Annotated in this window: 18 protein-coding genes; 9 read left to right on the forward strand and 9 right to left on the reverse strand. The window is 41.9% G+C overall.

Annotated elements, in window-relative coordinates; all coding sequences use genetic code 11:
* The first annotated feature begins 5 nt into the window (after window positions 1-5).
* From addB to AC0VYC_RS05280, 5 genes are read left to right on the forward strand one after another with little or no spacing between them, the layout of a single operon-like run.
* The gene (gene addB, locus AC0VYC_RS05260; protein WP_327872442.1) at window positions 6-3,515 is read left to right on the forward strand and encodes a helicase-exonuclease AddAB subunit AddB; all 3,510 of its coding nucleotides are present in this window, start codon (window positions 6-8) and stop codon (window positions 3,513-3,515) included.
* Window positions 3,493-7,197: a helicase-exonuclease AddAB subunit AddA gene (addA, locus tag AC0VYC_RS05265; RefSeq protein WP_327872441.1), complete on the forward strand. Its 3,705-nt coding sequence runs from the start codon at window positions 3,493-3,495 to the stop codon at window positions 7,195-7,197. Before addB ends, addA begins: the two co-directional genes overlap by 23 nt.
* 25 nt (window positions 7,198-7,222) lie before the next feature.
* Window positions 7,223-8,395: an exonuclease subunit SbcD gene (gene sbcD, locus AC0VYC_RS05270; RefSeq protein ID WP_096881211.1), complete on the forward strand. Its 1,173-nt coding sequence runs from the start codon at window positions 7,223-7,225 to the stop codon at window positions 8,393-8,395.
* Complete coding sequence (sbcC, locus tag AC0VYC_RS05275) at window positions 8,392-11,787, forward strand: exonuclease subunit SbcC (protein ID WP_327872440.1); 3,396 nt, start codon at window positions 8,392-8,394, stop codon at window positions 11,785-11,787. Before sbcD ends, sbcC begins: the two co-directional genes overlap by 4 nt.
* A 17-nt stretch (window positions 11,788-11,804) precedes the next feature.
* On the forward strand, window positions 11,805-12,104 hold the full coding sequence (locus AC0VYC_RS05280) for a hypothetical protein (protein ID WP_017360217.1): 300 nt from the start codon (window positions 11,805-11,807) through the stop codon (window positions 12,102-12,104).
* A 47-nt stretch (window positions 12,105-12,151) separates the two neighbouring features.
* Here AC0VYC_RS05280 and AC0VYC_RS05285 read toward each other — a convergent pair whose 3' ends face one another.
* The 8 genes from AC0VYC_RS05285 to AC0VYC_RS05320 form a co-directional block, all read right to left on the reverse strand.
* A complete protein-coding gene (locus AC0VYC_RS05285; protein WP_003211468.1) occupies window positions 12,152-12,370 on the reverse strand; it encodes a spore germination protein in 219 nt (72 codons plus the stop codon).
* A 22-nt stretch (window positions 12,371-12,392) separates the two neighbouring features.
* Window positions 12,393-12,827 (reverse strand): spore germination protein GerPE, encoded by a 435-nt coding sequence (locus AC0VYC_RS05290; protein WP_008348609.1) that lies wholly within the window; start codon window positions 12,825-12,827, stop codon window positions 12,393-12,395.
* Complete coding sequence (locus tag AC0VYC_RS05295; RefSeq protein ID WP_003210893.1) at window positions 12,827-13,003, reverse strand: germination protein GerPD; 177 nt, start codon at window positions 13,001-13,003, stop codon at window positions 12,827-12,829. Before AC0VYC_RS05295 ends, AC0VYC_RS05290 begins: the two co-directional genes overlap by 1 nt.
* Window positions 13,000-13,614 (reverse strand): spore germination protein GerPC, encoded by a 615-nt coding sequence (locus AC0VYC_RS05300; protein ID WP_008348607.1) that lies wholly within the window; start codon window positions 13,612-13,614, stop codon window positions 13,000-13,002. The genes AC0VYC_RS05295 and AC0VYC_RS05300 overlap by 4 nt, the downstream gene beginning before the upstream one ends.
* 31 nt (window positions 13,615-13,645) lie before the next feature.
* Window positions 13,646-13,879 carry a spore germination protein GerPB gene (locus tag AC0VYC_RS05305; RefSeq protein ID WP_003210877.1) on the reverse strand — a complete coding sequence of 78 codons (234 nt, stop codon included), beginning with the start codon at window positions 13,877-13,879 and terminating at the stop codon, window positions 13,646-13,648.
* A 14-nt stretch (window positions 13,880-13,893) separates the two neighbouring features.
* Window positions 13,894-14,115, reverse strand: coding sequence for a spore germination protein (locus AC0VYC_RS05310; RefSeq protein WP_003211745.1), 222 nt, complete (start codon window positions 14,113-14,115; stop codon window positions 13,894-13,896).
* 127 nt (window positions 14,116-14,242) lie between these two features.
* On the reverse strand, window positions 14,243-14,404 hold the full coding sequence (locus tag AC0VYC_RS05315; RefSeq protein ID WP_008348605.1) for an aspartyl-phosphate phosphatase Spo0E family protein: 162 nt from the start codon (window positions 14,402-14,404) through the stop codon (window positions 14,243-14,245).
* Between the two features lie 122 nt (window positions 14,405-14,526).
* Window positions 14,527-15,621, reverse strand: a complete 1,095-nt coding sequence (locus AC0VYC_RS05320; RefSeq protein WP_327872439.1) for a CotH kinase family protein — start codon at window positions 15,619-15,621, stop codon at window positions 14,527-14,529.
* A 202-nt stretch (window positions 15,622-15,823) separates the two neighbouring features.
* Between AC0VYC_RS05320 and AC0VYC_RS05325 the strand changes: the two genes are divergently transcribed.
* The 3 genes from AC0VYC_RS05325 (at window position 15,824) to AC0VYC_RS05335 (ending at window position 17,895) form a co-directional block, all read left to right on the forward strand.
* Entirely contained in the window at window positions 15,824-16,402 is a 579-nt protein-coding gene (locus AC0VYC_RS05325) for a CotG/ExsB N-terminal domain-containing protein (RefSeq protein ID WP_212360611.1), read from the forward strand.
* Between the two features lie 127 nt (window positions 16,403-16,529).
* Window positions 16,530-17,435: a fumarylacetoacetate hydrolase family protein gene (locus AC0VYC_RS05330; protein ID WP_007499116.1), complete on the forward strand. Its 906-nt coding sequence runs from the start codon at window positions 16,530-16,532 to the stop codon at window positions 17,433-17,435.
* Window positions 17,436-17,526: 91 nt separating this feature from the next.
* Window positions 17,527-17,895, forward strand: coding sequence for a YisL family protein (locus AC0VYC_RS05335; RefSeq protein ID WP_007499115.1), 369 nt, complete (start codon window positions 17,527-17,529; stop codon window positions 17,893-17,895).
* A gap of 38 nt (window positions 17,896-17,933) precedes the next feature.
* Here AC0VYC_RS05335 and AC0VYC_RS05340 read toward each other — a convergent pair whose 3' ends face one another.
* Window positions 17,934-18,461 (reverse strand): DUF2777 family protein, encoded by a 528-nt coding sequence (locus AC0VYC_RS05340; RefSeq protein ID WP_475389614.1) that lies wholly within the window; start codon window positions 18,459-18,461, stop codon window positions 17,934-17,936.
* 156 nt (window positions 18,462-18,617) lie between these two features.
* Between AC0VYC_RS05340 and asnB the strand changes: the two genes are divergently transcribed.
* On the forward strand, window positions 18,618-20,459 hold the full coding sequence (gene asnB, locus AC0VYC_RS05345) for an asparagine synthase (glutamine-hydrolyzing) (RefSeq protein WP_268430786.1): 1,842 nt from the start codon (window positions 18,618-18,620) through the stop codon (window positions 20,457-20,459).
* The last annotated feature ends 21 nt before the right edge of the window (window positions 20,460-20,480 follow it).

The following is a 20,480-nucleotide window of genomic DNA, read 5'->3' on the forward strand; positions in this document are numbered from 1 at the left end:
GGAACGTGGAGATTCAGTTTTTAGCAGGCAGATCGGGGAGTGGAAAAACGACTGCAATTCTAGAAGAAATCAAAGAACAACTGCGGCTTGATCCGCTGGGTCCGCCAATCATTTTTTTAGTCCCGGATCAAATGACATTTTTAATGGAATATGAGCTTGCAAAAACGTCTGAAGCTGGTGGAATGATCAGGGCCAAAGTCTTTAGTTTTACTCGGCTTGCCTGGTCTATATTACAGCAGACTGGCGGTGCGAACCGTCAATTTGTCACAAGCACAGGGATTCAAATGCTCTTAAGAAAAGTAATAGAAGAACAGAAAGACAAGTTTAAGGTATTCAAAAAGGCGAGTGATAAACCGGGATTTGTTGAGCAAATAGAAAAGACGATGGCTGAATTCAAAAGGTACTGTATGATGCCGGAGGATATTGAAAAAATTTCGGCATCCAGCATGCATTCAGAGTATACAGAAGAAAGACGTGCGGCGGAAAAATTGCATGACCTTCATGTTCTTTATCAGCAGATGGAGCAGCATCTGCAAGATGAGTATGTGCACTCAGAGGATTACTTGACACTTCTGGCTCAGCAAATTCCTTTATCAGAAGAATTGAGAGGAGCACACATTTATATAGATGGTTTTTATCAGTTTACCCCCCAGCAGCTTCTTGTCATTGAACAGCTTTTGCTACATGCCGAAAAAATAACAGCTGCATTCACAGTGGATCGTTCCTATCATGACACGCAGCCAAATGAACTTGATTTATTTCGCATGACAGGTAAGACATATTCCCAGCTTTATCAGCTGGCCAAAGAGTGCGGAGCGGCTATTTCTGAGAACATTTTGGAGAGAAATAAGCGGCATCTTCATACCCCAGATCTAGCTTATTTAGAAAATCAATATGAACAGAGACCTTTGCAGCCGTACCAAGAAGAAACGCCTCACCTTACCGTATCGAAAAGTGCAAATAAACGAGCTGAAATTGAGGGAGTAGCGAGAGATATTCTTGATTTAGTAAGAGGGGAAGGTCTTAGGTTACGAGACATCTCAATTGTTGCAAGACATGTAGACGACTATAAAGATACGTTAAAAGAGGTGTTTCGAGATTACGATATTCCTTTCTTTATTGATGGAAATGAATCGATGCAGTATCATCCGCTCATTGAGTTCATTCGTTCGAGCCTCGATGTCATAAAAGGGAACTGGCGGTATGAGGCGGTGTTTCGCTGTGTGAAAACGGAGTTCTTATTTCCGCTTGAACTCGCTAAAAACAAGGCAAGAGAACAGGCGGATCAGCTTGAAAACTATTGTATTGCTTACGGTGTAAAAGGTGAACGCTGGACGAATGGTTCACGATTTCATTATCGCCGCTTCCAATCACTAGATGAAGATTTTGGACAAACCGATCAAGAAATAGAAATGGAGCAAATGCTGAATGATGTAAAAGAATGGATTGTTCCGCCTCTCTTTCAATTGCAAAAAAGATTGAAAAAAGCGCAAAAGCTAAGAGACATGGTAGAGGCAGTGTATGTCTTTCTAGAAGAAGCCCAAGTGCCAGAAAAGCTTGAAAAGGCAAGGCTTGAGGCAGAAGAAGCAGGCAGGTTAGCTGAAGCGATGCAGCATGGGCAAGTGTGGGATGCTGTCATTCAATTGATGGATGAATTTGTTGAAATGCTGGGCGAGGAGGAGCTCTCATTTCCATTATTTCAACAGATCATGGATACAGGACTGTCCTCTCTCAAGTTCGCTTTGATTCCCCCTTCACTTGATCAAGTGTTTATCGGAAGTATGGATTTATCCAGAATGTATCAAGTAAAGTGTACGTTTGTCATTGGAGTAAATGATGGAGTTATACCTGCACGGCCCTCTGATGAAAGTGTATTGTCTGAAGACGACCGGGAATGGTTAAAACGGGCAGGAGCAGAGCTGGCAGAGACAGGGAAGGAACGGCTGCTGGATGAACAATTTTTGATATATCAAGCGCTGTCCAGTCCATCGCACTACCTGTATTTATCCTATTCAGCTTCAGATACGGAAGGGCGGTCTCTTTTGCCTTCGACCCTCATCAAGTATTGTGAGGAACTGATGCCAAACCATCAGCAAGCCCTCTATGTGTTAGATCCAGAGCAGTTGGATGATCAGGAGCAATTAAAATTTGTAACAAACGAGCATGTCTCGTTATCCTATACCGTTTCGCAGCTACAACAATGGCTCAATCAATATCCGATCAGCGGCGTATGGTGGAGTGTATATAATCATTTGATGACCTCGTCCAACCGCGACGTATCAAAAAAAATCATGTCCAGCTTGTTCTTTACAAATAGAGCGACACGTTTAAATCCGAATGTCACAAAAGAACTTTACGGTGACCATATTCAGGGCAGTGTTTCAAGAATGGAGAAATTCAATGCATGTGCATTTTCTCATTTTGCTTCCCACGGGCTAAAACTAAAAGATCGACAATTTTACAAATTAGAAGCACCTGATATCGGCCAGCTCTTTCACTCGGCTTTAAAACTGATTTCAGATACGCTTATTGAACAAAAAAAGGATTGGAAAAACTTAACGAAGGAAGATTGTGTGACCTACTCAAGGCATGCAATTGAACAGCTGGCTCCACGTCTGCAAAAAGAAATTTTATTAAGCTCTAATCGGCATGCTTATATAAAAGAAAAGCTTCAAAAAATCCTCATCAGGGTGTCTTCTATATTAAGCGAACATGCAAAAGTGAGCGGATTCTCTCCGGTTGGACTTGAGTTAGGTTTTGGAGGTCAAGGACCTCTGCCGCCGTTTACTTTTCAATTAAAAAACGGCTGCACGATGGAGCTTGTTGGAAGGATTGACCGAGTGGATAAAGCAGAAGGATCAAAAGGACTTCTATTAAGAATTGTCGACTATAAGTCCAGTGAGAAGGGGCTTGATCTAGCAGAAGTTTACTACGGTTTAGCCTTGCAAATGCTCACTTATTTAGACCTGACCATTACGTATTCTAAAGAATGGCTTGGCATGGAAGCGACACCGGCAGGAATTTTATACTTCCATATTCATGACCCGCTGATTCAAGCGCCTATTCCGCTTGGAGAAGATGCAATTGAGCAGGAAATATTGAAGAAATTTAAAATGAAGGGTCTATTGCTCGAAGATGTGGAAGCAGTGAAGTTGATGGATCAAACACTCGAATCAGGAAGATCACAAGTCATCCAAGCTGGTTTGAAAAAGGATGGTTCTTTCCGATCTGACTCTGCGGTATTAAGTGAAGATCATTTTCACATTCTCACAAAACACGTTCGGCGAACCTTTGAAGAGGCAGGAGAAAGAATTACAAGCGGTGAGGTAGAGATAAACCCATATAAATTAAAGGATCAAACCCCTTGCCGCTTTTGCTCCTTTAAGTCTATTTGCCAATTTGATGAATCAATAGAAGATAATGAATTTAGGGTGCTCACCTCTGAGAAGGATGATGTCATGTTAGACCGGATCAAAAAAGAAGGGGATCAGTATGCAAATACCAAAACCGAATAACAGTACTTGGACAGATGACCAATGGAACGCCATCGTTTCAGAAGGACAAGATATTCTTGTTGCTGCGGCGGCAGGGTCAGGGAAAACAGCGGTCTTGGTTGAACGGCTCATTCGAAAAATGACTCGGCCGGAGCAGCCAGTTGATGTGGACAGGCTGCTCGTAGTGACTTTTACCAATGCTTCAGCAGCAGAAATGAAGCACCGGATCACTGAAGCACTTGAAAAAGAACTATCTAAAAACCCTGGTTCCCTTCATATGCGGAGACAGCTGTCACTTATGAATCGTGCCAATATTTCTACCTTGCACTCCTTTTGTTTGCAAGTTCTGCGCACTTTTTATTATGAGATTGACCTTGATCCAGGTTTTCGTTTGGCTGATCAAACAGAAGGAGAATTACTAGGAGATGAAGTGTTAGATGAACTGTTTGAGGATGAGTATAAGGTTGGAAAACCGTCATTCTTTGAACTCGTTGATCGTTACACATCTGATCGGCATGATTTAGATCTTCAATGGCTTGTCAAAAGAATTTATGAGTTTTCTAGATCACATCCAGCGCCAGAACAGTGGATGCGGGCATTCCTTTCTCTTTATGATGTGGATACACAGACAAAGGTAGAAGAATTACCCTTTTATCCATATATCAAAGAGGACCTTTCTCTCGTTTTAAGAAGCTGTCAGGAACTGCTGGAACAAGCGCTCACTTTATCAAAAGAGCCGGGCGGTCCAGCACCGAGAGCAGAGAATTTTATAGATGATTTAGAGCAAGTAAATGAATTAATAAGGCATCAAGATGATTTTGAGACACTCTATGAGCTTTTGCCAAACATCAATTTTAAAAGGTTAAAGACTTGCAAAGGGGATGACTATGACCCAGCTCTGTTAGAAAAAGCAACAGATGCACGCAATCAAGCCAAAAAACAATTAGAAAAGCTAAAAGATGAATACTTTATGCGCAGTCCCGATCAGCATTTAAAAAGCTTGGCTGAAATGAAGCCAGTTGTAGAAACACTTGTAGAGCTTGTGATTCAATATGGAGAGCGTTTCGAAAGAGCAAAACAAGAAAAATCAATCGTAGACTTTTCGGATCTAGAACATTATTGTTTGCGCATTTTAGCGAAGCAGGACGCAGAAGGAAATCTCATTGAAACAGAAGCGGCTAAATACTATCAACAGCAATTTGAAGAAGTACTCGTGGATGAATACCAGGATACAAACCTTGTCCAAGAAACGATTCTAAAGCTCGTGTCTAAAGGGAAACAACCGGCAGAAGGCAATCGCTTTATGGTTGGTGATGTGAAGCAGTCCATTTATCGCTTTAGACTTGCAGAGCCGATGCTCTTTTTAAATAAATATAAACAATTTAAAGCAGATAGCAAAGAAACAGGTAAAAGAATTGATCTAAATAAAAACTTCCGCAGCCGGGCTGATGTTTTAGAGAGTACCAACTTTCTGTTCAAACAGCTGATGGGAGAAACAGTTGGAGAAATTGAATATGACGAACAAGCTGAATTAAAGCTTGGAGCGAGTTATCCGCAAAGCGAAGACACGACGACAGAAATGCTTCTTGTTCATTTAGATCAGCACGACATAGAAAGCGATGAAGAACGAGAAGAGCTAGAGACGGTACAATTTGAGGCGAGAGTGATTGCAAAGAAAATAAAAGAATTGGTAGAACAGCCTTTTCAAGTGTACGATGCAAAACAGCAGCTGACCCGCAACTTGCAGTATCGAGACATTGTGATCTTGCTTCGCTCAATGCCGTGGGCTCCGCAAATGATGGAAGAGTTGAAGAAGCAGGGAATCCCTGTTTATGCGAATCTTTCCTCAGGCTATTTCGAAGCGACAGAGGTATCTGTCATTCTTTCTTTGTTAAAAGTGATTGATAATCCATATCAAGATATTCCGCTCGCTGCTGTTTTAAGGTCACCTCTTGTTCATTTAGACGAAAATGAGATGGCACTCATTAGAACAAGTGATAAAAAAGGCACTTATTATGACGCTGTGAAGGCATTTATGAGTGTGACACACTCTGATCATCCGACATGCAGAAAGCTGGAGCGATTCTTCCTTCAATTACGCAAATGGCGTGATTTTTCGATTCAGCATTCGGTAGCAGAACTGATTTGGGAAGTGTACCGAGATACACAATATCTAGATTATGTCGGCGGGATGCCAGGAGGTAAGCAAAGACAGGCAAACCTTCGGGCTTTATATGATCGAGCGAAACAGTATGAAAAGGCTGCATTTAGAGGGCTGTTTCGATTTCTTCGATTTATTGAAAGAATGCAAGAGCGTGGAGATGATCTTGGAGCGGCAAAAACGTTCAGTGAAACAGAGGATGTTGTCCGCATGATGACCATTCATAGCAGTAAAGGACTCGAATTCCCTGTTGTATTTACTGCAGGACTTGGCAGGAACTTTAACATGATGGATTTAAACCAGTCCTACTTGCTCGATAAAGAATTAGGTTTTGGCAGCAAATATATTCATCCTGAGCTGAGAATTAGTTATGCAACATTACCGCTGATCGCGATGAAAAAAAAGATGAGAAAAGAGTTGTTATCTGAAGAACTGAGGGTTCTATATGTGGCGCTCACAAGGGCGAAGGAAAAATTATTTTTAGTCGGCTCTGTCAAAAATCAAGTGAAAGCTTTAAGTAAGTGGCAAAATGCCGCAAACGGAGACGACTGGCTTCTCCCTGATTTTGAACGTTATCAAGCGAGAACATACTTAGATTTTATTGGCCCTGCCCTTATCCGTCATCAAGCGATGTCTTCTCTTTTAGAAGAATCGAGAGAAGTCGTTCTCTCTCATCCATCATCATTTTCTATCACCTTTCATCAAGCGTCCGATCTTCTACAAGAAGACATGTCACTTGAAAAACAAAAACAAGACGAAGTGGTACAAGCATTAATGGAAGGTGTGCCTGTTCAAGAATATGGCGATTACGAGGAGGAAGTAAAAGAAAGACTTTCATGGCGTTATCCATATTTAGCGGCCTCCCAAGTAGGGACAAAGCAGTCAGTTTCCGAGATCAAAAGAATGAAAGAAATACAGGATGAATACAGTGTGCCTTCTTCCATTCGAAAAGCTCATGCGACATTGTACGAACGACCGGCTTTTATGAAGAAAAAAACACTCACAGCCGCAGAACAAGGGACGGCCATGCATACAGTCATGCAGCATATCCCTCTTCCTTCAAATGAACCATATGATGAATCTCGTGTAGAAGAGCTGCTCCATTCTTTAAAAGAGAAAGACTTACTAACAGATGAACAAATCCAGTCCATCAATCGAGAAGGAATTGTTGCCTTCTTTTCTACTGCTATTGGTCAAAAACTGCAGAAAGCGGACTGGATGAAACGAGAAGTATCGTTTAGTATGGTTTTACCGGTTAAAGAGGTATACAGCCATATTGATGCAGAAGGTGAACCTGTGCTCATTCAAGGAATGATCGATTGTTTATTTGAAGCAGATGGCAAGCTCTATTTACTTGATTATAAAACAGATCGAGTGACTGGCAGATTCTCAGGTGGATTAGAGGAAGCTGAAGCGATGTTAAAAAAACGCTATGAAACGCAAATATCGTTATATACAGCAGCGGTAGAACGTTTAACAAACAGAACATTAGAGGAGAAAATCCTTTATTTCTTTGATGGAAATCTAGAAATTTCTTTATAGGTGGAATGAATGAGAGGTGAATCACATGAGGATTCTGCATACAGCGGATTGGCATCTAGGGAAAACCCTTGAAGGCCGAAGCCGGCTTGAGGAGCAAGCTGAGTTTTTAGATGAATTAAATCACATCGTCAAGGATGAACACATTGATGTCATTGTGATGGCAGGCGATGCCTTTGATACCGTGAACCCTCCTGCTCGCGCAGAACAGCTTTTTTATGAAAGTTTGTCTGCATTATCTGATAAAGGAAAGCGTCAGGTGGTTGTGATCTCTGGCAACCATGATAACCCAGACCGTTTATCAGCCGCATCTCCTTTAACGAATGAGCAGGGGATTCATTTAATTGGATATCCGACAAATGATTTAATTCATGTCGATGTTTCTTCTGCAAGTGAACGTCTATCTATTGCCGCACTCGCTTACCCGTCTGAAGCAAGGTTAAACGAGGTGCTGGCTGAAACATTTGAAGAGAAACTGCTTCGTGATCAGTACAATTTAAAAATACAACAAATGTTTCAACATTTAAGCAGCCAATTTCAGGCGGATACGGTCAATATCGCAACAAGTCATATTTATGTGGCAGGTGGCAGTCAAACGGATTCGGAAAGGCCGATTGAAGTGGGAGGTGCATATACAGTTGCGGCCGAAAGTCTGCCTGAGGCGGCTTGTTATGTCGCATTGGGGCACTTGCATCGCCCCCAAACCATTAAACGTGCCAAAACGATTGCCCGCTATTCTGGATCTCCACTTGCATACAGCTTTTCTGAAGCAGGCTACGCCAAATCAGTCACCATTGTGGATGCAAAACCGAATGAAACAGCAAGCTGGAAAGAAGTGTTATTATCAAGCGGTAAACCACTTATGAAGTGGAAGGCGACTGAAGGGCTGAGCCAAGTACACAGTTGGCTGGATGAAAAGCGGGATCTTCAAGCCTGGATTGATTTAGAGATTCACTTAACAGATCAGCTGTCGATCGAACAAATTCATCAGCTGAGAAAACAGCATAGTGGATTTGTCCATATTAGACCAAAGTTTAAAGAGTTACAAAAAGAAGAACAAAAACAAGTGGAAAAGCTCTCGATTGAAGAGCGGTTCGTGAAATTTTATGAGCGTCAGACAGGTGGAGGTCTACCTGATGAAAAGACCGTCAAGCTATTTTTAGAGCTTGCCAATGACATGCAAGAGGAGGAAGCGAATTGAAGCCGATCACGTTAACCATTAAAGGACTTCATAGCTTCAGAGAAGAGCAAACCATTGACTTTAGCTCCTTATGTGATGCAGGTGTGTTTGGTATTTTTGGACCGACTGGAAGCGGAAAATCGTCCATATTAGATGCCATGACACTCGCACTCTATGGCAAGGTCGAACGTGCACTCAATAATACGCATGGTATTTTGAACCAAGCTGAAGAAAAGCTGTCTGTCTCCTTTACGTTCGCTTTGCAAAGAGAACACCATATTTCTTATAAAGTGGAACGTGCCTTTAAACGGGCAGATGAAATGAAGGTTAGAACGACGTTATGCCGATTGATTGAAATTGGTGATACGCAGACAGTTCTTGCAGATAAAGCAAGTGAGGTCAATCGTAAAATAGAAGAATTACTTGGTTTAACCATTGACGATTTTACGAGAGCGGTTGTTTTACCCCAAGGAAAGTTTGCGGAATTCCTTTCATTGAAAGGAGCCGACAGACGCCAAATGCTGCAGCGTTTGTTTAATTTGGAGAAATATGGTGATCAGCTCGTCAAACGTTTACGCGCAAAGGCTCAAAATCACTATGGACAGAAAAACGAACTGCTGGCTGAACTGACTGGATTAGGAGAAGCTGGGCCAGAGGCATTAGCGAAAGCTAAAGAAGCAGCTGCGCAGGCGCAAGCTATTTTTCATGAGAAAAAACAAACGCGGGACGAAGCGTTCACTGCTTTTACAAAAGCGCAAGCCATCTGGCAGTATCAAAAGGAACAAGAAGCGTACGAGAAGGAACAAAACAACCTCAATCTGCTGGCATCCACGATGGAAGAGAAAAAGAATCAACTTCACATTGCAGAGCAGGCAGAGACATTAAAGCCTTATGCGGATGCATTAACAAAGGCTGAAAAGCAGCTCTCTCAAGCATCAAAAGAGAAGCAGGAAGCAGAAAAACATTTACTTCATCAACGAACGATCTATGATCAAATGACGCAGGAGTATGAGCAAACGCGGCAAAAGAAAATGGAGAATGAGCCAGAGCTTCTTCAAAAGAAAGAGCAGCTTATTCAATTAAAAGAAATTGAACGAAAAAAAGAAACAGCTCTTCAGGAAAAGACCGTACTAGAGCAGCAAAACAATGAAAAAGCGCAGCAATTGACTCAAAAAAAAGCGGAAGCCGAAAACGTGCAATCTTTATTAGAGCGTGCGCTTGCGAAACAAACACAGTTGAAGCATGAGCTGGAACAATTACAAGTCTCTGTCAAAGAGCGGAAACTTGTACAAGACGCACTTCGTTTCAGTGAAAATGTTCAAAGAATGAATGTGAGCATTCAAAAGGAAGAACAAAAGATTGAGGAGCTAAGACAGCGTTCAGCAAAGGCGACACAATCGTATGAAAAGCTTCAAAAACAGCAAAAAGATCATCATGAAAAAATAAATCAATCGTTTCAAGCGATAGAGCAATTGTATTTTTATGTATGTGAATTTGAACGAGGTCTTACAGAATGGAGGCATAAAGAGCAGGACAAAAAACAAGAAAAATTAAAACAGCGTGATGTTGTCAGATCGGCAGAATTAAGAAAAGAATTAGCGGCAGAGCTAGTAGACGGTGAACCATGTCCTGTTTGTGGATCGATTCATCATGATCCAAAGGCTGTGATAGACAATGACCATGAAGAAACGGTTGCCCAAATTGATGAATGGATTGTAAAAATAGATAAAGAGCTCAAGCTGGCAGAGGAATATGCTAGAGACATGTTTGCTGCAAAGCAGCTGCTTGAAACGCATGCCAATCAATTAGTTAAACAGTTCTCCTTTTTATCTCAAAAAGCCCCCGATTCAGAAGTAGCTGCAGCAGTAGAAGCAGTACAGAATCCGCAGTCTTTGCACCAGCTGATTCAAGAATGGAAAGGCGTAAAACAAGATATTCAAGCAATCGAAAGCAAACGGGCTCGTTTAATGGACGTCACTTATGATCAAGCGGCAGAAATGAGCAAAGTAAAAGATCAACTGACATTTGAACAGCAGCGCATGCAGGAATTAGACATGCTGATCAAGGAGCTTCGATCTGAGCTTTCCGATCAACTGACGCAATTTGAACAGACCTTTCCTCACCTGACAATCAACCAAGTGCAGGAAATGCAGCAACAAATTGACGAAAAGGATCAACAAGCGGAAGGTTATCAAGAGCGTATTGAGAAGAGTATTTCTTTTCTAGAGGAAAAACAGCAGGCAAAAGAGCATCTGCAAACAGCTATATACGATCTAGAGAAGGAACTCGATAAGCTGGCGCATCAGCTGGGAAGCCAGCAACACCTGATCGATCAATATGAAACAGATTTACAGCGATATCCTTTAAAAGCGGCTTCTCTTTCTGATGAACTGGACGAAGTTCAACAATCTATTGCTCATCTAAATGAAAAAGAACAGCAATCGTACGAGCAATTTAAGCATGCACAGCAATTATTTAGTGAGGCACAAAGCCATTTCTCAAGCAGTGAACGTCAGCTCCAAGAGGCGAAGCGGCGAAAACAAGAAGCTGAGAAAGCGTGGCAAAAAGAAACAGCATCTACTCCTTTTGCTCATCCTCAGGAGATAGCACCTGCTTTAATGGATCGATCTGTACGTCTTACAGTCAAACAGGAAATTGAGGAATTTGAGGATAAAAGAAAGCAATGTGCAGCAAACTTAAAGCGAATTTCTGAACTGTTAAAAGGTGAGTCGCTGGATGAAGACGAGTGGACAGACATTCAACTAAAAAAAGAAGCGGCAGAAAAAGCGCTTGAAGAAGCGACAGCGCTGAGTGGATCTGCACAGGAGCATCTGCGAGTGATTGAAGCAAACCATCAGCGCTTTGCAAGCATTCATGAACGCCTTGAAGAACTGCAGCAAGAAATTGACCGGCTGGATAAGCTTCAAACGGTGTTTAAAGGGAATACATTTGTTGAGTTCCTAGCAGAAGAACAGCTAGAAAGTGTCAGTCGTGATGCTTCTCATCGTCTTGGGATTTTGACAAGACAAAGGTATGCCATTGAAGTCGATTCAGAGGGCGGTTTTGTGATGCGGGATGATGCCAATGGAGGTGTCAGACGTCCGGTATCCAGCTTGTCTGGGGGAGAAACTTTCCTGACGTCTTTAGCACTTGCCCTTGCTCTGTCTGCACAAATTCAGCTGAGAGGTGAGTTCCCGCTGCAATTCTTCTTCTTAGATGAAGGATTTGGTACACTCGATCAAGACTTGTTAGATACGGTGATTACAGCATTAGAGAAGCTACAATCTCAAAATTTGGCTGTTGGTGTGATCAGCCATGTGGAAGAATTAAAGATGAGACTGCCAAAGAAACTGATTGTCCACCCAGCAGATCCAAGCGGGAAAGGAACAACAGTCTCGATGGAATTAATGTAAAGTGAGGTGATCTCAGGATGGCAAAGCAAACGATTGGATTATGTGAGCTGTGCGGAAGACAAGAGGTCGTCCTTACAGAACATCACTTAACGCCAAGAGAAGAAGGAGGGGCCTTTCTACCGACTGCCTTCCTGTGTATCCCTTGCCATAAACAGGTACATGCTCTTTATACAAACCAGGAGCTTGCCGCACGTTTGAATACGCTGGATGCCCTAAGACAAGATGAAAAGCTTGTTCCGTACATCAAATGGATTCGAAAGCAGCCGGCAAGCAAGCTGGTCAAAACAAAGAAATCAAGACAACGCAGAAAGAAATAAGCATAAAAAAGCGCTCCTCTAAATGAAATGAGTGTAGAGGAGCCGCTTTATGCATTGCCTACCATATTCTGATCATTTAAGTCAGGATCCACATAGTTGGTGGCGCTAATGCCATTATTTAAAATCAAGAAATCTCCGGTATTCCCCGCTCCAGAGCCTAAAGCAGATTTTGAAGAACTTTTAGGCGAAAGATAAAATGAGTCACCGACGTTTACGACGCCCCCAGAAATCGAGTTAATGTAAATGGGTCCGACAATTGCTGGCATAATCGACATCCTTTATTCGAAGTCATATCACCATCATATGCGCAGGTAGGTCCAATTGTGAGTTTGGCGGATGTTCGTCGTTGTTGCTAAATAACTCTCGAATATGCTTCACTCGCGCAACGGCATTTATTCCGCACGTAGAGCCAATTTGATAGATAGAGGAGGAAGAGACCCCTTCTACATGAATGGACGACACTTTAATGAGAGGCTTTTCATGATAAAAGGCCGTTCTAACCGCTCGTTCTGGCAGCATCAATGGGATCGGCTCATAATACACTTCAAATTCTTTTGCATCTAGGTTTTCAGCTTCATTTCCATAAAATAAACTAATCGTTCGCTGGACAGCTAGCACCTTCACGTTCGGACAGAGCTCTTGTGTATCACCAATTTGAACAACACTTGCAATCCCGACAGAATTCACCTTCGAGAACTTCACTTGAGATGTGCGCTTGATCATTATCGAGGGGCTAGAGGAACAAACGGGCCAATAATTAATGATTCTGGCGGTGTATCGAAAATCGATGACAGTTGTACATGGTCCGTGTCCCCGATAATAAATAGGGAAGAGGACGATACCCCAACTACTTTAATGCTTCCAGTTTCGATGTTGCGGTTGACGACTGTGAAATTCATCCGTTTTCCTCTCCTTTCGTTTCATTTGGAATATGGGCTAAAAAGTGCTCGATTGCCCGTTTGACATCATGTTTCACGTATTCAGCAATTTGCTCGGAACGTTGAAGCGGGGTCATATCTTCCCTTTGTGGCAGCTGCCCCGCATAATATTTGATTCTGCTGTCTATTTGTTTTCGAATGTCCTCAATGATATGGTGTTTGTTGCTTTCATCAAGCGAGCCTTCGTATCGCTGCTCTAGTTCTTCAAGAAGCTGCGGTGCTTCTTCATTTAAGAATGCATCGACAAGCTGGCGTGTTTGATTGAAAAATTGATCAGCCATTTCTTGCTGCATCATTCCAATTCCCGGGGTTGTTGTTTGGCCCACTTCAAAATTTTGAACACTATTTGGATCAGATGGATTGAGGCCGATATTTAATGTGCCTTCCAGCCGCTCGATTTTCAGTTGATCAAATTGATAATCAATCCGTTCAATCGTTGTTGTCGGTTTATCTTTGATCATTTGCATTTCCTGCTGAAGCTCGTTAAGCCTTTTTTCAAGCATCATGATTTGCTGTGTTTGCTTTTGAATGATGCCATACATTTGTGAAGCGCTGTTTTGATAGTCATACATATGCATACACCTCCGGGGATTGCAAATGAACTTATGTTGTTGGTGACTGAAGCGGTACAAAAGGTGCCGTGCTTGCGCCTTGAGACTCTTCAATTCCTTGTGTGCCTGCTGCGGCAGGTGCTGCTTCTACGTAGCTACCAGTGTTATACAGATTGGAGAGTGCTTTGATTGATCCAGCACTGCCGATTTGCAGAACGGATGAGTTACTCACAGACTCCACACGTAAGTAATTAATTTGTATCGCTTGATTAATATAGAAGTTCAACGGATTCTCACTCCTTACAAGTTACCAACAAGCGGTTGATCAATGACATCACTATCATACGTATTTGTCACACTTTTATAGTTGCTAATGCGTAATTGATCACCAGTGTTAAAACTGCCTGCGCCAGCAAACGTTTTAACCTGACTATTTGGAGAAATGGTGATGCAGTCTCCAACATGAACGACTCCGCTCGTTCCGACGGCATTTACTTTAAAGGCTCCAACAATAGCCGGCATAGCGGTGCACATCCTTTAGAAAAATAGGGCACTTCGTTTTTGGGCGTTTCACCATAGCTTATGATGGGTCTTTTAATATGTGATTGTCTTTTTGAAGAACTTTGATGAGAGGAATGAAGTGTATGGTTTACCCTTTATTCGAGCATTCTTTAGAGGTGGTTTTGATGCCTTTATTTAAGAGTGTGTCAAGCTCTTGACTGCACCTGATGGTTTCTTCGGCATTCATTCCGAATTTTTTTGCGGTCTCAATCAAATGTAATCTTTTTTGTTCAATTTCATAATTGATCATAACGGACGCCAACTCTCACATTTTTTATCAAATAGAAGGATATGGTTAGTATACCCTATTTTTCTATAAAAAAAGCTCTTTCGTCAATATGAGAACTAAAGTGACAAAATTCGAAAGTGTCTTTACAGGCGCGATGTCTCTTTTTTAATCTCAGTTTGTAAATAACGTCGTCTTTTGTTGATATACTGTCGGATTAATTCTCGCTCTGAACGCAGCATGTCTTGTCGGTTTTTCGTATATGGATCATCTCCAATTCGCTGCTCAATCGAAGCATGCCATGTCTCAATGATGGGGAGAAGCCGTTTTTCTAAAAAATGTGTATCTAGTACGTGCTGGAAAAGGGCATAATAGTCTCTTTTAAATGCAGGGATGTCTAGTAATCTAGCGGTTAATGTATTGAAACCGCTGACTGGAATATAATCAAACGCCATTTCTTCTCCGTGAATATCACGACCCCAAGTCGCATCATAATCCCAAGGCATTACTTGAAACTTTCCTTGATCATTCACATAAAGCGCATAGTTATGAACAAACCCATCAAAGTTCTGGGTACACACGACACCAATAAGCCAGCGGAAATATTGTGTCACATCAAGATACTGCTCAATCTTATTTGCAAACGTGTCGTCCCTTGCGGTGTTCAAAAAGTAAATAAATTCACTCAGCTGCTTGTCGTGTTCAGGAGTTCCCGTTTTTTTCTCATAACCGAGAAGAAGATGTTTTTTTGGCTTTTTATCAAATGAACTTAAAAGAGAGAAATTGGCGTCATCATCTACAGCATAATAAATGCCGCCTCCATGCAGCTGTCGTTTTTGGAGGAACAGCTCATCTACAGATTCTATTTTTAAATAAATGCCTTCTTTTCTTCCATTAATAGTAAGAAACACATGAGAAGCGGTCGGGCTGAACACACCCATTTGTTCAAAGAAATAAAAAGACAGCCTGTTGCGAATGAAAGAAGGATCATTGTACTCTGCATTTAAGTGAAAAAGGGATTCGCCCTGTCTTTGCTTTGGTTTTCGATATTCAATTTGATAGGATTTTTTCTTGAGCTTTCGGATGTGTGATCCTCGGTATGAGGCATAAATATGTGACTTGGTTTGGCCGGTTTTCAGAATGGCCTCGACGGGTTCATCGTTCCATACGTCCTTTTTTAATTCCATGAGATCTTTTGGATGAATCCAGATATCCAGTTGTTTTAAAGGTTCTGTGTCCATGCATTCATCACCCTCCTATTCTCCTCCACTATATGAAATTGAAGGAATGTCCTGTACCTTCTGGTAGGTATTCATGGAGTTTTCTAAGAAAGAGGCATTCGCCAAGAACACTTGTCTACCGAGTCTCGTAACATAAAGCAGAGAAGATAAACAGCTTTGTCTGTTTGTTTTGTCAGAGCACAGTTTGGGAGGGGAATTGTTCGTGAGCACATTTGATCATTCGCATATTGAACATGCAGTTGATTCACTTCGAAGTGAGGGGCGTGATCAACACTTAGATCGTGAACCAGAATCGGGACATTCGCACAAATCATCTCGTTCTCGTCATTCAAATCGCCGTCACTGGTTCTTTGGTGGAGGAGGCTGCCGTAAGTCACATCGCAGCAAAAAAAGCCATAAAAGCTATCGTTCTAAAAAAAGCTATCGCTCTAAAAAAAGTCGCTGCTCAAAGAAAAGTGTAAAGAGCGAGAAACCATGCAAAAGCAAAAAGTCGTATAGAAGCAAGAAATCATGCAAAAGCAAAAAGTCGTATAAAAGCAAAAAGTCATACCGCAGTAAAAAGAGTAAACCCAAAAAATCATGCCGCAGCAAACACAGATCACATCATAAGAAAAGCTGCCGCAAATCACACCGCAGCCATCGATCTAAACGTTCTCATCACCATAAACGGAGTCACTCTTGCCGAAGATGCGGAAAGAAAAAACATCATTCCCGCCATCAAGGAAATGTTGATCGTAAATGGGATCAAGGGAATATGTGGGAGTATCGACGCTACCGCTAAATGTCAGGTCTTCATTTTTGAAACCCTTTTTAAAAGAGAGTATGATAAAAAAGGGTTTTTTTTATTTCATAGAGAAATAAAAATGAGACATCATAATGTATTGAAATGAAGATTGTGAGGGGAAGACATGAAGTTTTTTACAGGTGAGATTCATAACAGATTGTTTATCGGGGTCGTCATTGATGATGAATGGGTGATGGACGTCAAAAAGGCAGAAGCAAAACTATTTGAGCTGGAGACATTGCCAAACTCTTTATCTGAATGCATCAACATGGGGGACAAGTTTGTCGAACACGTCAAACAGCTTCTTGATTGGGCAGAGAAAAAAGAAGAAGACCGCGGCTCTTATGTCTATCCGCTTTCGGACGTGACACTCCATGCACCGATTCCAAAACCAACGAAAAACATCATGTGTGTTGGGAAAAACTATCAAGATCACGTCATGGAAATGGGAAGTGCGGCAGATATTCCTAAAGACGTGATGATCTTTACAAAGGCGCCTACCTCTGTTGTAGGGCATGAAGCGGACATTCTTCTCCATGAAGATGTGACAAGTGAATTGGATTACGAAGGGGAGCTTGCCATTGTCATTGGCAAAACAGGAAAGAATATTGCTCCTGAAGAGGTCCACGATTACATTTTCGGTTACACCATTTTAAATGATATAACGGCAAGAGATTTGCAGAAAAAACACAAACAATTTTTCATCGGAAAAAGCTTAGATACAACTTGTCCAATGGGACCTTATATCGTTCACAAGTCAGTGATCGAGGATCATGGAGCACTCCATGTGGAAACAAAGGTAAACGGAGAGGTTCGTCAGTCTGCCAGTACGGAATTAATGATCTTCCCAATTGAAGACATTGTGTCAACTCTTTCAAAAGGGATGACGCTGGAAGCGGGAGACATCATTGCAACAGGTACACCTTCTGGAGTCGGCAAAGGTTTTGAACCGCCAAAATTTTTAGCCTCAGGCGATCAGGTTGAAGTAACAATTGAACCAATTGGGACGTTATCAAATCGCGTCAAATAAAGGCGTGTTGACACAGGATTGTCGCTTTGTGTTCGACTTATTTCGTGGTACGATGAGAAGGTAATTGTTCTGATAAAGGGGGAAATCACAAATGGGAACACATTTACATATTACAGCGTGGGTGCTAGGTATTATTTTATTTTTCGTTGCCTTTGCATTAGCAGGTAAAAACGATAAAGGCGCTAAAATTGTGCATATGATCGTACGACTGTTCTACTTGATTATTATTGCAACAGGCGTAGAGCTGTATGTTCGCACAGGAATGAAAATCCCGGGTTACGGGGGCGAGTATGTTGGAAAAATGATACTTGGTATTCTTGTGATTGGTTTCATGGAAATGGTCCTTGTACGCAAGAAAAAAGGAAAATCGGTGACGGGTGTATTCATTGGTTTTATCGTGGTTGCCATTGTGACCATTCTTCTCGGCTTACGTCTGCCGATCGGTTTCCATATCTTTTAAGATAAAAAGGGCATTGCTTATCAAAAGCAGTGCCCTTTTTATGTGAGATCAAACTGAGACATCAGCCGGTGACCGTCAGACGTCGTCCATTCCAATTGAACTTGATTTGTACCCGAATGATGGTGGCATTGAAGGGCAAGTGATTGCATGTCTCCTGAAAACTGAAAAAAAGACACGCGATGAGAAGGATGGAAGGAAGAGAAGATACAATCATAGACGGAAAAGCCAAGCTGTTCTACATAGTCAATGATCTGATAAAAGACGCTTTCCGGTACGAACATGAGCAAATCAAGCCACCCTTTAGAAAGAGACGCTGTATATTGAATGCGTTCACCGCCTTTTACCTCCACCAACTTCCCATTCTCACAAAGAACGACAGACCCGAGCAATTCTCCTTTTGTCCATCGCTCCTTTTCTTTCAAACAGATCATAGAACTTTGAAGGCTTTCAGGCAGCATGATGTCTCCTTCTTCGTCTTCAATCAGACAATGACCGTTTTCCATCAGTAAGTACCCGTTACACCATTTTGGGTGGTTTTGCTGAAGATATGTCATTCGGTTCTCCATTCGCAAAACCTCCTTTCCTCTTTCTTTTCTTACCAAATGAAGCTTGTCCTATACACAGGGGGAAAAAAGGACAAATCAACTATCTAGGAGACGATGCATAAACTAAGAAAGGCTAAATGAGAACACTTGATGAAAAACGGATGGGAGCTGATGATGATGTGTGGAATAACAGGCTGGGCAGACTTTAAAAAGCAGCTCATCCAACAGGATCATGTAATCAATCAAATGACAGATACATTATCTAAACGAGGGCCGGATGATACAAATACGTGGAAAAGTGAGCACGTTCTTTTCGGCCATAAACGGTTAGCCGTTGTCGATGTTGAAGGCGGAAAGCAGCCGATGACATATACCCATCAACACCATGATTATACGGTGGTGTACAATGGAGAACTCTATAACACGGAGGATATACGAAAAGAATTATTCAAAAGGGGGCACCGCTTTCTTGGGCATTCTGATACAGAGGTTCTTCTTCACGCCTATACAGAATGGAAGGAAGAGTGTGTGACCCATTTTAATGGAATTTTTGCATTTGTCATTTGGGATAGTGAGCGTGAATTATTATTTGCAGCGAGAGACCGGCTCGGTGTCAAGCCATTTTTCTATACAGAACGTCATCATTCCTTTTTGTTTGGTTCAGAAATCAAAGCACTTCTGGCTCATCCTGAAATGAAAGCCAAAGTGGATCATGAAGGGTTATCAGAAATATTTGGTTTAGGGCCGTCTAGAACACCAGGGCAAGGCATATTTAAAGGGGTGAAAGAGCTGAGACCTGCTCATGCTTTAACTTTCTCAAAAGATGGTTTGCGTGTGTGGAGGTACTGGAATGTCAAAAGCAAGCAGCATACAGATTCGCTTGATGACACCGCTCAGCACGTGAAGGAACTCTTTACGGATGCTGTTACAAGACAACTCGTCTCTGATGTGCCTGTATGTACGTTTTTATCGGGCGGTGTGGATTCTAGTGCCATTACGGCCATTGCCGCCAAGCACTTTGAGAAAATAGGGAAAGCCCCGCTGCATACGTATTCCGTTGATTACGACGGAAATGATCAATTCTTTGAAGCAAGTCAATTTCAGCCGAATGCTGACGGCCCGTGGATTGATCGAATGACCAAAGCGTTTCAAACGAATCATCACAGCTGTATCATCGGGCAAAAAGAGCTGGCTTCTTATTTGAAAGAAGCGGTTGAAGTGCGAGATTTGCCGGGGATGGCAGATATTGATTCTTCCTTACTATGGTTCTGCCGAGAAATTAAAAAGGATTTTGTTGTTGGTTTATCAGGTGAATGTGCAGATGAAATTTTTGGAGGTTACCCATGGTTTCACATGGCAAGCGAAACCAATGGATTTCCGTGGATGAGATCAACGGAAGCACGCATTCAGCTTCTTCAAGACTCATGGCAAAAGAAATTATCACTGAAGGAATATGCGCAAAGCAAATATGAAGAAACCGTGGCAGAAACCCCTCTTTTAGATGGGGAAACTGGAGTAGATAAAGCCCGAAGAGAACTTTTTTACTTAAATATGATTTGGTTTATGACAACACTGTTGGATCGAAAAGATCGTATGAGCATGGGGGCGAGCCTTGAGGTACGTGTACCATTTGCAGATCATCGTCTTGTTGAGTATGTATGGAATATTCCTTGGGAAATGAAAATGTATGGAAATCGGGAAAAAGGGGTTTTGAGAAAAGCATTAGAGGGAATTTTACCGAATGAAGTGCTTTATCGCAAGAAGAGCCCTTATCCGAAAACACATCATCCTGCTTATACTCAGGCGGTAAAAGAGATGTTAACAGATTGTCTCGCGCAAAAGGATTCTGTGCTTCATGAATTTTTAGATCCACATCAATTAAAACAGCTGATTGAAACAGAAGGGGCTTCTTTCCAGGTTCCTTGGTATGGTCAGTTAATGAAAGGCCCACAGCTCATTGCCCATTTGGCACAGATTCATCATTGGTTTGAAACATATCGAATTGATATAGAAGCATAACAAAGGGTCGGCTTTCTTGCA

Source organism: Bacillus sp. iso_77, assembly GCF_056173625.1.